General features: G+C 41.8%; 12 protein-coding genes. All 12 read left to right on the top strand.

Going from position 1 to position 16,161, the window contains the following annotated elements; translation table 11 throughout:
• Nucleotides 1-162: 162 nt before the first annotated feature.
• The 12 genes from IFO66_RS16090 (at nucleotide 163) to IFO66_RS16035 (ending at nucleotide 15,904) form a co-directional block, all read left to right on the top strand.
• A complete protein-coding gene (locus IFO66_RS16090) occupies nucleotides 163-846 on the top strand; it encodes a response regulator transcription factor (RefSeq protein WP_028593010.1) in 684 nt (227 codons plus the stop codon).
• A gap of 3 nt (nucleotides 847-849) precedes the next feature.
• Nucleotides 850-2,355: a sensor histidine kinase gene (locus IFO66_RS16085; RefSeq protein ID WP_192026142.1), complete on the top strand. Its 1,506-nt coding sequence runs from the start codon at nucleotides 850-852 to the stop codon at nucleotides 2,353-2,355.
• A gap of 69 nt (nucleotides 2,356-2,424) precedes the next feature.
• Nucleotides 2,425-3,393 carry a 4-hydroxy-3-methylbut-2-enyl diphosphate reductase gene (locus IFO66_RS16080; protein ID WP_192026141.1) on the top strand — a complete coding sequence of 323 codons (969 nt, stop codon included), beginning with the start codon at nucleotides 2,425-2,427 and terminating at the stop codon, nucleotides 3,391-3,393.
• A 211-nt stretch (nucleotides 3,394-3,604) separates the two neighbouring features.
• Nucleotides 3,605-4,654 (top strand): 3-deoxy-7-phosphoheptulonate synthase, encoded by a 1,050-nt coding sequence (gene aroF, locus IFO66_RS16075; protein WP_192026176.1) that lies wholly within the window; start codon nucleotides 3,605-3,607, stop codon nucleotides 4,652-4,654.
• Between the two features lie 332 nt (nucleotides 4,655-4,986).
• The gene (glnA, locus tag IFO66_RS16070; protein WP_192026140.1) at nucleotides 4,987-6,411 is read left to right on the top strand and encodes a type I glutamate--ammonia ligase; all 1,425 of its coding nucleotides are present in this window, start codon (nucleotides 4,987-4,989) and stop codon (nucleotides 6,409-6,411) included.
• Nucleotides 6,412-6,741: 330 nt separating this feature from the next.
• Nucleotides 6,742-7,836: a 3-phosphoserine/phosphohydroxythreonine transaminase gene (gene serC, locus IFO66_RS16065; RefSeq protein WP_192026139.1), complete on the top strand. Its 1,095-nt coding sequence runs from the start codon at nucleotides 6,742-6,744 to the stop codon at nucleotides 7,834-7,836.
• Nucleotides 7,837-8,177: 341 nt separating this feature from the next.
• Nucleotides 8,178-10,637 (top strand): S-layer homology domain-containing protein, encoded by a 2,460-nt coding sequence (locus IFO66_RS16060; RefSeq protein ID WP_192026138.1) that lies wholly within the window; start codon nucleotides 8,178-8,180, stop codon nucleotides 10,635-10,637.
• A 366-nt stretch (nucleotides 10,638-11,003) separates the two neighbouring features.
• Nucleotides 11,004-11,327 carry a PadR family transcriptional regulator gene (locus IFO66_RS16055; protein WP_028593003.1) on the top strand — a complete coding sequence of 108 codons (324 nt, stop codon included), beginning with the start codon at nucleotides 11,004-11,006 and terminating at the stop codon, nucleotides 11,325-11,327.
• The gene (locus IFO66_RS16050; protein WP_192026137.1) at nucleotides 11,320-11,865 is read left to right on the top strand and encodes an HAAS signaling domain-containing protein; all 546 of its coding nucleotides are present in this window, start codon (nucleotides 11,320-11,322) and stop codon (nucleotides 11,863-11,865) included. The genes IFO66_RS16055 and IFO66_RS16050 overlap by 8 nt, the downstream gene beginning before the upstream one ends.
• Nucleotides 11,862-12,614, top strand: a complete 753-nt coding sequence (locus IFO66_RS16045) for a DUF4097 family beta strand repeat-containing protein (protein ID WP_192026136.1) — start codon at nucleotides 11,862-11,864, stop codon at nucleotides 12,612-12,614. The genes IFO66_RS16050 and IFO66_RS16045 overlap by 4 nt, the downstream gene beginning before the upstream one ends.
• A 101-nt stretch (nucleotides 12,615-12,715) precedes the next feature.
• On the top strand, nucleotides 12,716-13,498 hold the full coding sequence (locus tag IFO66_RS16040) for an ABC transporter ATP-binding protein (protein WP_192026135.1): 783 nt from the start codon (nucleotides 12,716-12,718) through the stop codon (nucleotides 13,496-13,498).
• 6 nt (nucleotides 13,499-13,504) lie between these two features.
• Nucleotides 13,505-15,904 (top strand): ABC transporter permease, encoded by a 2,400-nt coding sequence (locus IFO66_RS16035; protein WP_192026134.1) that lies wholly within the window; start codon nucleotides 13,505-13,507, stop codon nucleotides 15,902-15,904.
• Nucleotides 15,905-16,161 lie beyond the last annotated feature (257 nt).

Here is a 16,161-nt window from a genome sequence, read left to right as displayed (position 1 = left end):
TCGCTTTCTTTTCGCTTGTCCGCGCGTCATGGTACAATATAAGTCTGAGCTAGGGTACAGAGTAAGTTCTAAAAGTAATACGACGATGTAATACGTATGAGTCAAAGAGCTCATCGTTGAAGCTATTCATAAACGTTAAGGATGAAAGGAAGAATATTTCATATGAGGCCTTATATTTTAATTGTAGATGATGATGAAAAAATAACGTCGATGTTGAGACGCGGACTCGTATTTGATGGCTATGAGGTACAGACGGCACCAAACGGTGCGGAGGGCTTGCGCCAAGTTATTATTAGAGAGCCAGATCTTGTTATTCTTGACGTCATGATGCCGGAAGTGGATGGTTGGGAAGTATGTCGACGACTGCGGGAAGCGGAAATCAGTGTCCCTGTGTTGATGCTGACGGCGAAAGATGAAGTGCAGGATCGAGTGAAAGGCTTAGATACGGGAGCAGATGATTATCTCGTGAAGCCGTTTGCGTTGGAAGAATTGTTAGCTCGCGTGAGAGCATTGCTGCGTCGTCGTCCAGAGCAAGAAGGCGGAGGCCATCGTTTGACGTTTGAAGATCTTTTGTTAGATTTACATACTCGTGAAGTGAAGCGGGATGGCAAACCAGTAGAACTGACAGCAAAAGAGTTCGAATTGCTCCATCTGTTCATGCAGAATCCGAAGCGAGTATTGCCGAGAGATGTCATTATGGAGAAAATTTGGGGCTATGATTATAGCGGGGAATCAAATGTGCTTGAGGTGTATATTGCGATGCTGCGCCAAAAGACGGAAGAGCATGGCGATAAGCGTCTTATTCAAACGATTCGCGGTACTGGTTACGTATTGAGAGGGGACTAGTGAATGTCGATTCGCCTTAGGCTTACAGTATGGTATTCAGCATTGTTGGCATTTACATTGTTTGTGTTCGGCATTTCGATCTATGCGTTTGTTGACTACAATATTTACAGTGATATCAAAAATCGCCTTAAGCACCAAACGAAACAAATGTCGGTTCAAAGCACGGTAAAATGGAACGGAGATATCTCTTTTGATATTTTTGTACCTCCTAACTCAGATAATTCTTTTGAAGAGTTGTATATCCAAACCTACAACTATACAAGCAAGGAGTATAGGTTTTCCGAAAATCTTCAGGATTTGCGAATGAAGTTTCCTTACCCTTCATCACCTAAAGATGTGCAGGAAGGATATAAGCGATTGAACGTGAGTGGGAATGAGTTCTACGTTTATCACCAACCAATCGATATTGGTGGAGAGGTTGTTGGACTCATTCAAGTAGGTGCCTATACGGGTGACCATGCTGCCTTCTTCAAATTGCTTCGCACGATTCTTATTTTTGCATCGATGGTGACCGTCGTGATTGCCTTCTCGTTAGGATTGTTCCTAGCACAAAAGTCACTGCGCCCAATTGAGAATATCATTCGTGCAACCAATCGTGTACAGAAGGGGGCGGATCTGAGTGTCCGTATTCCGCGCGAAGGTCCTCCTGAAGATGAAATTGGCCAGCTGACGGAAACGATTAATAGTATGTTAGGTCGGATGGAGACCTTTTATAATGAGTTAGATGATGCTTATCGGGCGCAGCGTCGATTTGTATCGGATGCATCGCATGAGCTCAGAACACCGCTTACTACCATTCGAGGCAATGTCGATTTGTTAGAGAAGATGTGGTCTACGAAAAATACGAATGAATTGCCATTGACGGAAGATGAGCGCGAGCAAATGTCTGAGGAGGCATTGCGTGATATTGGAGATGAAGCACGACGAATGAGTAATCTTGTAAACGACATGCTCTCTTTAGCGCGTGCAGATGCAGGTTATAAAGTGGAGAAAGAAGTCGTTGAAGTAAAGGGGCTTATCGAAGAGGTCGTACGTAGGGCACAGTTCCTGCCAAGAACATCGGATTGGATTTTTGAAGAAAATGCAGAGCTATCTAATAAGTTTGTTCGAGGCAACAAAGATTACTTGCAGCAAATGCTGTTCATCTTTATTGAAAATGCGTTCAAATACACGCCTTCCGGAAGTGTGGAGCTAATAGCGGTTGTTCAGAACGACCAACTGGGACTACGTATCAAGGACAGTGGTATCGGAATGGATGAGCATGAAGTGCCGCATATTTTCGAGCGCTTTTATCGTGCTGATGTATCTCGTGGCATCACATCGGGAACTGGCCTAGGCTTATCGATTGCCAAATGGATTATTGATGAGCATGGAGGCTCTGTTGAGGTCATGACGCAGCCTGGGGAAGGTACTACATTTATCGTTTGGCTGCCTCTTGTCCATATTCCAGATGAGTGGATCATGGAGCCTACAGAAGTGGGCGATGTCAAAAGCGATGAAGGACAATAGGGAATATTTCCGGTATAATAGAGTGAAAGGCTCCTTTGAGGGGATTCACATAGAAAGCTGGTGAACAGAATGAAAGTTCATAAGATTACACCGCGGGGATATTGTTATGGTGTTGTAGATGCGATGGTTATCGCGCAGCAGACAGCACGTAATTTGGATTTGCCCCGTCCTATATATATACTGGGCATGATTGTTCATAATAGTCATGTTACTGATGCGTTCGAAGATGCGGGCATTATTACGTTGGATGGCGCGAATCGCTTGGAAATTCTAGATCAAGTTGAGTCTGGGACGATTATTTTCACGGCGCATGGTGTATCTCCTGAAGTGCGCCGTAGAGCGCGTGAAAAAGGATTGACGACAGTAGATGCTACTTGTCCGGATGTAACACGTACCCATACGCTGATTAAGGAAATGACGGAACAGGGCTATGAAGTCATTTATATCGGTAAAAAAGGGCATCCTGAGCCGGAAGGTGCTATCGGTGTCGCTCCTGAACACGTTCATCTTATCGAGAATGAAGAGGAAATTGACCAACTGATGGTTAATGCGGAGCGCATCATCATTACGAATCAGACGACGATGAGCCAATGGGATATTAAGCATATTATGAATAAGCTTATACAGCGCTATCCACATGCGGAAATTCATAACGAAATCTGTATGGCGACACAGGTGCGTCAGCAGGCTGTAGCTGAGCAGGCATCGCAGTGTGATCTTGTTATCGTTGTAGGTGATCCGCGCAGTAACAACTCTAACCGTCTTGCACAAGTATCTGAAGAAATCGCTGGTACACGTGCATATCGGATTTCGGATTTGTCTGAGTTTAAGCAGGAATGGCTGGAAGGTGTAGAAATAGTCGGTATAACGTCTGGAGCTTCCACCCCAACTCCGATAACGAAGGAAGTTGTGGCCTATTTGGAGCAGTACGACAAAGATGATGAATCTACATGGCCACTTGAGCGTACGGTAAATATGCAGAAGCTCCTTCCGCCAGCGCGTGCGAAGACTATTAATAAAGTTGAAACAACGAACTAAACAATGGAACAACCATACGATAATCGCCTTAGAATTTATTCTAAGGCGGTTATTTTATATTTGGATAATAATATGACAACAATGTGAAATGGTGGTTTTACCCTTGACGAAAATGGAATATCAACATAGAATATCTTTAATGGATAAAAGCGTAAACGCGAACAAGCGTTTAAGTATGGAAGAAAATAACGTAGAATCGAAGGTGAGCCCCATGATCGTTGTTGTATCCAATCGTATTTCAGATGAACGAATAGAAGAGATTATTACATTTATTGAAAGCAAAGGACTGCAAGCTCATTTGTCGCGAGGCACAGAGCAAACGGTAATCGGGCTCGTAGGTGGAGTAGATCCGAAGACAGCAGAACAGTTGCGTCAGATGAAAGGTGTAGAGCAAGTCGTGAAGATTACAAAGTCATACAAGATGGCAAGTAGAGACTTCCATCCAGCAGACACGGTTATTGAAATTGGCGATGTACGTATCGGAGGCGGAGAGCTTGTCGTAATGGGCGGCCCATGCGCGGTTGAGTCTCCAGAACAAATAGATGAGATTGCTCGTCTTGTAAAGGCTGCGGGTGGCCAAGTGCTTCGTGGCGGAGCATTTAAACCGCGTACAGGTCCATACAGCTTCCAAGGCATTGGTGTGGAAGGGTTGGAGATGATGGCGGAAACGGGCAAGAAACATGGCTTGCTCACCATTACCGAAGTTATGTCACCCGAATATGTAGATGTTTGCGCGCAATATGCGGATATTTTGCAAGTCGGAACGCGCAACATGCAGAACTTCGATTTGCTGCGCAAGCTTGGCGAATGCAATCGCGCTGTGCTGTTGAAGAGAGGTCTCAGTGCAACGTATGATGAGTGGTTGAATGCTGCGGAATACATCTTGGCAGGCGGCAATCCGAACGTTATGTTATGCGAGCGTGGTATTCGCACATTTGAATCTTACACGCGCAATACATTGGATTTGGCTGCTATTCCGGTTATGAAACAGCTGACTCACTTACCTGTTATCTCTGATCCGAGCCATGGAACAGGTCGCCGTGAGTTGGTAGAGCCTATGACGAAGGCGTCTGTAGCAGCTGGGGCAGATGGTCTCATTATCGAAATGCATACAGATCCCGACAACTCGATGACGGGAGACGGCGTTCAATCTTTGTTCCCGGATCAGTTTGCTCGTTTGCTTCGTGAACTGGAGCAGCTTGCTCCTTTGTGCGGAAGTACATTTAACACAGAGAAGCAAGAGGCTGCTTACTTCGTGTAGGTTGGATGGTTTGAATAATCATTTAGTTCGAGCGTATGGCACGTAATTTGATGACTAAAGAATGACAAAAAACGACCTGTAAATGGGTCGTTTTTTTGCTTGATAAGAATGCGGAATGTGGGAGGTATAAGGCGTTTTCAAGATAGAATTATACGGTGGTTAAATACTTCCTAAATAAGGGTGTTAGGAAACCTTACATAAAATAAAAAAATACCTGACATGAGTATTGACGGACGATATTGCGTGGCTCTATAATAACTTCAATATCAAAAACGAAATGAACAATTTAACTAATAAACTATATTAATGTTCGGAATTGGGGAGGAATTGAGATGTCAGTCAACCGTGTATTGGAATTAATGAAGGAAAAAGCTATTGAGTTTGTAGATTTCCGTTTTGTGGACTTAAGTGGTCGTGCACACCATATTAGCTTGCCTGCAACAGAAGTAGATGCTGAAACGTTCGTAAATGGTGTTGCTTTTGATGGTTCTTCGATTCCAGGCTTCCGCGGTATCGAGGAATCCGATATGGTTATGATGCCTGATACAGATAGCTGTTATGTTGATCCGTTCACTTCCCATGCTACGCTTATCATTATGTGTAACATTCATACACCAGATGGCGAACGTTATGATCGTGACCCGCGCAGTATTGCAGAGAAAGCAGAACAATTTTTGCAAACAGCTGGTGTTGGCACTGCAGCTTACTTCGCTCCTGAGTCCGAGTTCTTTATTTTCGATGATGTACGCTACGAGACTTCCATGAACAGCTCTTCGTTCTTTGTTGATTCCGAAGAAGCTGCATGGAACACGAACCGCAAAGAAGAAGGCGGTAACCTTGGCTTCAAGATTCCTACAAAAGGCGGTTATGTGCCTGTAGCTCCTGTTGACACACAACAAGACTTGCGCAGTGAAATTTGCCGCTTGTTGCAAGATGCTGGCCTTCGTGTTGAGCGTCATCACCATGAGGTTGCAACAGCAGGTCAAGGCGAGATCAACTTCCGCTTCGATACATTAAGAAAAACAGCTGATAACTTGTTGACATACAAATACATCGTTCACAATACGGCTCGTCAATTCGGCAAAGTAGCAACATTTATGCCTAAGCCATTGTTCGGTGATAACGGTAGCGGCATGCACGTTCACCAATCGATCTTTGATGGTGACACACCGTTGTTCTATGAAAAAGGCGGTTATGCAAACTTGAGCGAAATGGCGTTGCACTATATCGGCGGTATTTTGCACCATGCACCAGCATTGCTTGCGATTACGAATCCGTCAACGAACTCCTTTAAGCGCCTCGTTCCTGGTTATGAGGCACCAGTTAACTTGGTATTCTCTAAAGGTAACCGTTCTGCTGCGATCCGTATTCCAGTTGCAGCGGTAACGCCAAAAGGCTGCCGTATCGAGTTCCGTACGCCTGACTCCACAGCTAACCCATACTTGGCATTCGCAGCTATGTTGATGGCTGGCTTGGATGGAATTAAGCGTAAGTTGGATCCGCGTGCACTTGGCTATGGTCCATTTGATAAAAACATTTACGAATTGTCTGATGCGGAGAAGCATGAGATTCGCAGCGTACCAGGTACAATGGAAGAAGCGCTTGCGGCACTTGAAGCTGATCACGAGTTCTTGCTCGATGGTGGCGTATTCTCCAAAGACTTCATCAATAACTATATCAACTTCAAACGTGGTGAAGCGAAGTCAGTAGCGATTCGTATTCATCCGCAAGAGTACAGCCTCTACTTCGATTGCTAATAAATAGGTAGTTTGGCTTAGTACAGAGCTGGGCGTTTTATGAAGTTGGAATCATTCGAATAAGTTTTCAAAATGTACACAATATACCCCTCTTTGAGTGAAAATGCCGTTCGTAGCGACAATCTCAAGGAGGGGTTCTTTTATTTCGGAAATAAGTAGTCTGCAGAACGAAGTTATAGAGAAATCATTCGCGATATTTGCTTATAACCGAACAATATAGATATGGATTCATTCTATTTTTCGTAAAATATGTGGTTGAAGGAGATGTCATTACCTGATATCATTACAATAATATTTCGGAAGCTATAATGGGGAAAAGGTGGAGGACATATGGATCAACGTCAACGAGCTTATAACTTCAATGCTGGACCAGCAGCATTGCCGCTTGAAGTGCTGGAGCGTGCGCAGACGGAATTCGTCGAATTTGCAGGCACAGGCATGTCGATTATGGAAATGTCACATCGCGGCGGCGTGTATGAAGGTGTGCACAATGAAGCGAAGTCTTTAATGAAGGAACTGCTTAATATTCCTGCGGGATATGATGTGCTGTTCATGCAAGGTGGAGCAAGTACCCAATTTGCGATGATTCCGCTTAATTTACTCGCCACGGGCAAAGTCGGTGCGTATGTGAACACTGGTAGCTGGGCAACGAAGGCGATCCAAGAAGCACAGTTGGTGGGAGAAATACAAGTTGTTTCGTCATCTGAAGCGGATAAATTTATGAGTATTCCATCCTTATCTGATCTACAATTGCCAGAACAAGCTGCTTATTTGCATCTCACATCCAACGAAACGATTGAAGGTACTCAGTTCCATGCTTACCCTAATACAGGTGATGTGCCGCTCATCGTAGATATGTCCAGTGATATATTGTGTCGTCCTATCGATGTATCTCAGTTTGGGATGATTTATGCGGGTGCACAGAAAAATCTTGGTCCATCTGGCGTTACCGTTGTCATTGCGAAGGAAGAGCTCATAGCTAATAGTCCAAAGACAATACCAACTATGATGCGTTACAGCACAGCTTACAAAAACAATTCGTTGTACAACACACCTCCATCTTTCTCTATTTATATGGTGAAGCTTGTATTGGAATGGCTTAAAGAGCAAGGTGGCTTGAGTGCGGTTCAAGTGGCCAATGAATATAAAGCGCAGCTTATTTATAACGCGATTGATAACAGTGATGGCTTCTATCGTGGTTGTGCAGAGCAAGCTAGTCGTTCAATTATGAACGTTACCTTCCGTCTTGCCACCGAAGAGTTGGAGAAGGCATTTGCTGCTCAAGCGGAGCAAGCTGGCTTCGTAGGGTTGAAAGGGCATCGTAGTGTAGGGGGGCTTCGGGCCTCTATTTACAACGCGGTTCCACGCTCTAGTTGTGAGGCTTTAGTACAGTTTATGGAAGACTTTAGACTTAAAAACGGATAATTTTTACTCAGACTTGCAACTAAATGGAAGAAATCTGCGTCTTATAGTTAGACGTTGGATTTCTTCTTTTTTATTTTTGTTTCATTTTCCTGTAATACGTGTAAAAAATGGATGTCAATCTAGTAAGGAACATAAAAAGTTTCCGCTAATTTGGATAATAAGAGAAACTTTATATGAAAAGATGAATATAAACATTTTGAGGTATATTCTGGAATGGTGAAAAAGCCTTCATTTTAAGCACTTTGACATCTAGATTGTGGCTGATTCACTTATAGGATCGTTGGAAACTTATTATTGCAATAAGTTATCCATAAATAACAATCGTGGAGGGAAAAGGTTTCATGAAGAAAAAAATCGTAAGTACAGCCTTAGCTGCGAGCTTAGTAGTTGGTTCACTCGCAGGTATTCCTGTTAATGCATTGTCGACTGCTGAGGTACTTAGCAAAGTTCAAGCTGCGCAGGAATCCAAGTCGCCAATTATTTGGCTGGAAAATAAAAATAAGCAAATTCATGCTGCACTGAGCGCTGAAGAGGCTTCTGTTGTGAAGGCGACTTATAATAGTACTGTAACTTCTGTTACGTATGCAACGTATCAAGGAGTTGTTGACCCGATCTGGAATAGCATCCCTGAAAAATATCGGGACAAGGGTGACCTAACGAAAGAAAATGTATTTGGCATCTACAAGCAGTTGAAGTTGTTTGCGCTTGGTGATCCACAGGCTTTGGGTGCTTTGAGTACTACATATGACAAGGTGTTGCAGCAAGCAGCCCTAGACGCAGGTATAACAACCGGGTTGAGCAAGGCAGATTACGAGGATCTGGCAGCGAAAGTTAAGGGCAACTTCTTAAAAGAGTTCCAAAGTAAAGAAATCGCAGAATTGCTCAGAAATCCAGCAGATATCGGTAAGAATTTCAATGCGAAGTTGCAGAAAGTTGTTCAATCCGCAATTAAGGAATCCGACAAGTTCAATGCGATCGCAAATACGTACAAGTTGGATTGGAGCACTGTAAACGAAGCAGATAAGCAATTGGCTGCTAAAGTGTCCACTTATAATAAAGCTGTTGAATCATTGGCTGTAGCAGCAGTGCGTGCACATGCGAACCTAATTGGAAATGATACAAAAGAAGGCACAAATGTTGTGCTTAGTGTATATGGGGCTGTATACGGAAATGTGACGGAAAGTGTGTATACAGATGTGTATAGCGGTGTAACTACTGTCACATATTCTGATTACAACCGCTATCTTGAGTTGGATCTCGACGAGAATAAGAGTACTGGTGTTAAGTTAGAAGGCGGTACGCTGAAAACTACTGGTAACAAAGATGGTGTTGCTGTTGTTACTGCTTATATTAGAAAAACGGGAAGCTTTAGTGGAAATGAAGTATTGTTCAGCAACGTACAAATTCCTGTTCGTTACATTGCTCCTGGATCTAACAATGGTAATAACCCTGGCGGCGGCTACTTCCCAGGTGGCGGAGGCGGTAGCATCTCGGATGGCGTCCTCATCGATTATAACAACTACTTTAAAGAGCTTGAGAAGCAATTGGCTGCACTTAAGTCGCGTCTTACTAGCGCTGTTTCCACAGAAGAGAAAAATCGTGTACTAGACGAATTAAATGCGCTGCTGAACAAGTCGTTTGCTGAAGTAACGAAGCTTAATGTGAAGCGCTTTGTCGTTGTGAAAGACGGAGTGGCAACATTGAAGCTGACAGACAGCGATCTGAAGAACTATGTAAATGAAGTAGAAACTCAGTTCAAGAAGTGGGCTGGATTGTTCAAAAATGTGAAGTCCGATATTACGATTCCGTCATTCGCTCTTACTTTGGACGCGGGAACACATGATGTGAAGAAGTACCATGTATCTTTAAGTAAATCATTGCAAGAGCACTTCAAGTCCAAGCAAGCAGCAGACGTATCCGTATTGACGAACAGCTTGCGCACGACTTCGAATGTAGCTTCCTTACAACAAGATGTAGAATGGAAAACGACATCGAGACAAGAGAATCGCTTCAATAATAGCCCGATTGTTGCTTCCGATGTATATAAATACGAGTTTGTATTGAAAGACGGTAAGACATTGCCTAGCGGTGCTGTAAAAGCGACACTTCCATTGAGTACATCGTTCAAGCTGCCTAGCCGTGCATTGGTTGTAGCGGCTGTGGGTGGTACTGCTGTGAAGCCTGTTAATGGCAGCTACGAGTATGCACTTAAGAGTGGTAATGAAGAGCTTGCAATCACAGGACGCAGTGTATCTTACAACGATATTAGCAAAGTCCGTGCATGGGCTGGTCCGAAGATCGACTTTATCTCTGCGTTGGGCATTATGGAAGGTGTAGGTAGTAATCGCTTTGCACCTAAATCACCAACTACACGTGGTGAAGTGGCAAAAATGTTCGTACTTGGTTTTGACCTGAAGGAGAAGGAAGGTTCAAAAACATTTACGGATGTAAGTAGTTCGAAATGGTATGCGAAGTACATTCGTGCAGCAGCGGATCAAGGTATCTTGAGCGGTTACCCGAACGGTACGTTCAGACCAGATACGAAGATTAGCCGTGCGGAATTCGCAGCTATCGCAGTACGCTTGTTGCAGCAGAAAAATGGTTGGCAAGATGTTGCGAACCCAGACCAAGTATTGAAGCAGTACAAAGATTACAAGTCGATTCATCCTTCTCTCAAAGCAGATGTAGCACTAGCGGTTGAGAAAGGTATTCTCGTGGGCGACAAAGGCAAGTTGAAACCAAACGATTCTACGAATCGTGCAGAGTCCGCAGTTATTTTGTATCGTTTATTAAATAAATAAGGTTGAGTTGAAGAGGCCGCCTCTCTGTCTGAATAGATGAAGAGGTGGCTTTTTTAATGGCGTATCTGGAATGCCTTAAGGAATTGATAATTATTCGAAATGCAAGTTTTTTTAGAAAATGCTTGTGAATTATAAAAAATGGAAGTATAATTTGGGTATAACTGGATACGATGAGTCAGGAATGGATGTAGAGGAAAAGAAATCTCACGAGTCATTGTTTATATTTGAGTATCGTTTTTTGTAACTAGGTACTGTGCAATGCAAGGTAGTAGCATGTAAGCTCTAAGGAATGCATTTGGAACACGATATTGTTTTTTAATCCGGTACCTCGGATTAAAAGGTACTGAAAAAGCGTAGGTGGTTAATTTGAATGTACAGTTTAAAAAGGGTGTATTGGAATTGTGCGTACTGGTTTTGACTGCCAAGCAAGATCGTTACGGTTACGAGTTAGTAGATGTGATTTCACGCAAGTTTGAAATTTCAGAAGGAACGATTTATCCGTTGCTTCGGCGTCTCACGGTGGATGGTTTGTTTTCTACTTATTACATCCAATCAAATGTAGGACCGCCCCGAAAATATTATAAACTGACTGATAAAGGGAAGGAATCACTTCAACAGCTGTTAGGGGAGTGGACATTATTTTCTGAAGGTGTTCAAGAAATAATTGAAGGGGGACTGCGGGGTGAATAAACAAAAATATATAAGTGAATTGTCTAGCTATTTGAAATGTCTCCCTCCATCAGAACGTGAGGTGGTGTTGGGTGATTATGAAGAACATTTCGCTAATGCTCTGTATTGTAGTAGAGATGAAGAGGAGATCGTTAGAAGTCTTGGAACCCCCAAGCTGGTTGCAAAAGAAATAATAGCACAGTATAGACTGCAACAAGCGACACACTCTCCTACATTAAATCGAATCACTAAAGCTACTTTTGCCATCGCAGGTATTGGTATATTCAATATAGTACCGGTTCTGATACCATTCGCAATTTCTTTGTTCGTAGTTATAAGTATGTATGTAATTGCAACGCTGTTGCTTGCATCACCACTTATTATGCTTATCCAGAATGGCGTAAGCTGGAACCTTTTGTTTGATTTCTTTTGGATATTAGGATTAGTAGGTATGGGATTGCTGCTCCTGAATGGATTGAATAAAATGATAACTTGGTACTACAACCAGGTGCTTCGATATTTGCGTTATAGCATAAGAAAATGGGGGAGAAATATATGAGTGCCTCTAAGAAGGTTAAAGTGGCTTTGGTGCTTATTGTGATAGCGGTAATTGGAAATACTGCTCTCTATTTGCTGGGTGTATCACCATTTAATACAACCGAAATTAGTGAAAGATGGAGCGCTAATTCACAAGAAATTCAAAATATTCAAGTCATATCTGACACTCAAAATATTGAACTGACTCCGACTAAAGGAGAAACTATTGAAGCAAAGCTTACTGGTACGATTACAACTCGTTGGGCAGATGATTATGAGTTGCAAGTTAGTCATAGCGGAAAAAACGTAGTCATTTCTGTGAAGGAAAAGACTGCAGAAAAGTTCTTTGTTCTTTACTCCAATGTCAAACTAACCATTCAAATTCCTCAGCAAGTCTTCGCACAATTGCAGATACAAACCGATACTGGAAATATTTCAATAGAAGAAGTTCACGCAATAGAATATCAAATAGCAAGTAATACAGGTAATTTTCTCGCTAACGTAAATGACGGAAAGTTTAATGTGTCTACAGATACGGGTGAAGTTTCTTTACATTTAAAGAAAATCACATCAGATATTTTCGTCAAGACAGATACAGGTAATGTTTCCGTAACAGCATATGAAATTCCTAACTCTCTACAGCATGAACTGAAAACAGTCGATGGCAGCGTAGAATCTAACCTTCCTCCAAGCATAGCTTCAAACAGTAATAAGACCCCTAGAGTACGACTTGTTTCAGATACTGGTAATCTCGTTTTCACGCAGAGATGAATCGTTATCCATAACTAATCTTCTTTTAACTACATGATTTCACTACTATAACTGATATTCCTTACTGAAAAAATGCTAATTCATATGAGGGAGCGATTGAAATGAAGGTTCAACTAAAACCTAATGAGAAGAAAACAGTGATTTTAAAAGCTGAGCATCTGTATAAAACGTATCAAACTGGAAATGAGGAATTTCACGCAGCCAAGGATATGAGCTTAGATATTTATGAAGGTGAATTTACAGTTATAATGGGTAGTTCGGGATCTGGAAAGTCTACGTTGCTTTATATGTTAAGTGGTTTGGATAGTGTAAGTTCTGGTAGTGTGTATTTCAAAGAACAGCGAATTGATCAACTATCAGAAACACAAATCACAGCATTGCGATCAGAAAGAATTGGTTATGTATACCAGTCAATTAATTTAGTCCCAGATTTAAATTTATATGAAAACATCGCTCTCCCTGGTCATGTAGCAGGACGATCAAATAAAGATATTCGTACAAAAGCTCTCTATTTACTTAAGCTTATGAATATTGAAGAGCAACGGGATAGACTACCATCACAAGTGTCGGGAGGACAACAACAAAGAGCTGCCATTGCAAGGGCACTTATCAATTCCCCAGAAGTTATTTTTGCGGATGAACCGACCGGAGCTTTGAATCAAGAGCAAGGTACGATTATTCTTGATTTATTAACTGAAGTTAATCGCGATGGACAGACCATTGTCATGGTAACTCATGATATTAAAGCAGCCTGTCGAGCAGATCGAATTATTCTCATCAAAGATGGTCAGATTGGCGGGATATTGGAGTTGGGCAAATATAAGCCAGAACAGCTTCAGTCCCGCGAACAGCAGATCTTTTCATTTATTGCTGGGAAGGAGTGATAGAATATGTCACCAGTCTGGATACTATCTAAATCAAGTTTGCGAAAAAAGAAGATTCAGAATTTCTTCATCACACTTATTATTCTTCTCTCCGCGGTGTTACTAATGACAGCTGTAGCTATTATTAGTAACTCGGGTGGTGCTTACTTGAATATGCATGAGAGATTGCAAGGGGCACACCAGATATTAAAAATTGAGAATGGGCTTCATGATCCTGAAGAAGTGCAGCATTGGTGGAAGCAGCAGCAGGGAGTAACTGTTTCGGAAAGTATGCCGTATCACAATGTCTCTGGAATTATGCATGAGGGGCAAGATCATTCCAATGTGGCTGCTATGATGATAAACACTCCACCAAAACCTTCTGCTGTAGATGAATTGTTATTTGACCAAGGTCAAATAACATCCATACCGAACGAAGGAACGGTATGGATTCCTACTACTTTGGCAAGATCAAAGGATATTCAGGTTGGAGATAGCATTGGGGTAAAAACGAAAAATGGTGTAATTGACTACAAAGTGTCCGCCGTCGTTGTAGATATTTCATATAGTGCTCCTTTTACAACTACATCCCGTATCTGGATGAGCCCAGATGATTACCGTGAGGTATCAAGTAAGTTGGATGAAGTAGATAAGACGATGATCAGCTTGAGGTATAGTGATTATAGTCAGAGTCAAACGTACTGGGAATCATTTGAAAAATCTCTTGGTACTCCATATTTAGAAGGAAAATCGGAATTTGATAGCTTGTCTTCCTTTTATCTTGTCACGAATAAGCTCATTGCATTTGTCATGATTTTTTTGTCGGTAGTAATGATTGCTATCGCTCTCTATACGATTTATTTCACCATATCAGATGAAATTATTTCAAGCTATAAGACAATAGGTATTTTAAGTTCGATTGGATTGACATCTCGAAAAATCATTAGTGTATATGTCATCCAGTATGGACTATTGGCTTGCTTATCCGTTGTTCCAGCAGTGCTTCTGAGTTATGCATTTTCAGATCGTATTATGGATAGCTCGGTTTCACATCTGAAGACTGCCAACATAGATATGAGCGTATCATCCACAGATTGGTCTTGGCTGATGGCTGCTTTAATTATTTTTGTCATCGTCGCTTCGTCTTGGTTGTTTGCGAGTAAAGCAAGAAAAGTCGAGCCAGTGCAAGCTATTAGGTACGGTGGTGCTGAGCATGCTGTTGCTAGAAAGGCTGCTTCGCCAGCACGGGCATGGTTGCGCTTCGAACAATTTCCAGCTTCGCTAGTCATTGGAATGAGAGGTCTTATCAAGAATGTTAGGGCTTCTTCTCTAATGGTTCTCATTTCTGGAATGACATCTGCGGTTCTCGTATTCGGATTTCTGTTCATCTATAGCATTATGTCTATAGGGCAGACGATTTCGCATTGGGGATACGATGGTTCTGATATTTCGATGAAAATCGATAAACCAGCGGAACTATCCTATGAACAGTTGCGGTCTCAATTTAATTTAGATGAACGTGTAGCTAATTTTAGTCGTTTTGGAGATATGAATGGCATTGTTGCCCTGAATAAGAATCTTCAAAATGATAGTGAGACTTCTATGGGAGTATATTTAACTGTGCTGGAAGGGGATTATAACGAGACAGGAGTAGTTAATCTTAAAGGACGTAATCCCATGAATGGTGATGAGATTGCTATTGGAGTGAATGTAGCTAAAAAGCTGCAGAAGGAAGTAGGTGATTCCATAGAAATTTTTGTTCAAGGAAAACCAATAAGTATGGAAATAACAGGTATATATCAGGCTATTGCTAATATGTCCAACTCGGCTCGTCTTAAAGTAGAAGCGATACAAAAAATACAGCCGGACTACAATAACATGGAATCGATGTTCTTAAATGTGAAGGAAGGTGTTTCAATAGATGGGTTTGTAAGTGAATTACAAACCAAGTATGGTACTGCCTTATGGGTCGCAACTCAAAGTACTTTGGTAGATGAAGTATTCTCGGAAGCTATAAACGTTTTGCTCGTTCCGTTGGGTGGTATGGGCTTCCTATTTATTGCAGTTACTTTTATCATTATTTATAGTGTATGTCGTATTAATATTAAGAAAGAAAGCAGAACGTACGGCATTTTTAAAACGATTGGGATGACATCAGCAAAAATTCGTCTCTCTATTACTACAGGGATATTTGTGCTTTCTCTAATTGGCGGGTTACTAGGGCTTCTAGTGGGAGTATTCGCACTGCCACAATTGCTCAATATGGTACTATCCAATTATGGAATAGTAGAGGTTCCATTAGTAATAAATGCAGCAGGAATTGGATTGATGGTTCCTATTAGTGCTGTAGCGGCAGCGTGTGGAGCATGGGCTGCATCACGTTTAATATTACGGACTTCGCCGAGAATATTGACGACTGAGGCATGAGTTGTTATACAACAAAATGTTCACATAGGTGTAGGCCTTGATGCATTTACGATCCACATTGATTAAATTTACACTTACAAGGAATAATGCTATAGAACAGGTATCTACCTCGCAGTTTTCTGTGTGGGGAGTGCCTGTTTGTTTTTTTATGAAGGGATGTGATGATTGGCCTGAACATGGTTTTATTGTATTGAATGGTTAAAATTGATAGTAAGGATCAATTTACGACAGAATCATCTTGTCTTTTACAAAAATAT

The organism is Paenibacillus arenosi, assembly GCF_014841135.1.
In the GTDB taxonomy this organism is placed as follows: Bacteria; Bacillota; Bacilli; order Paenibacillales; family Paenibacillaceae; genus Paenibacillus_B; species Paenibacillus_B arenosi.
This window is presented reverse-complemented; position numbering and strand designations above follow the sequence as displayed.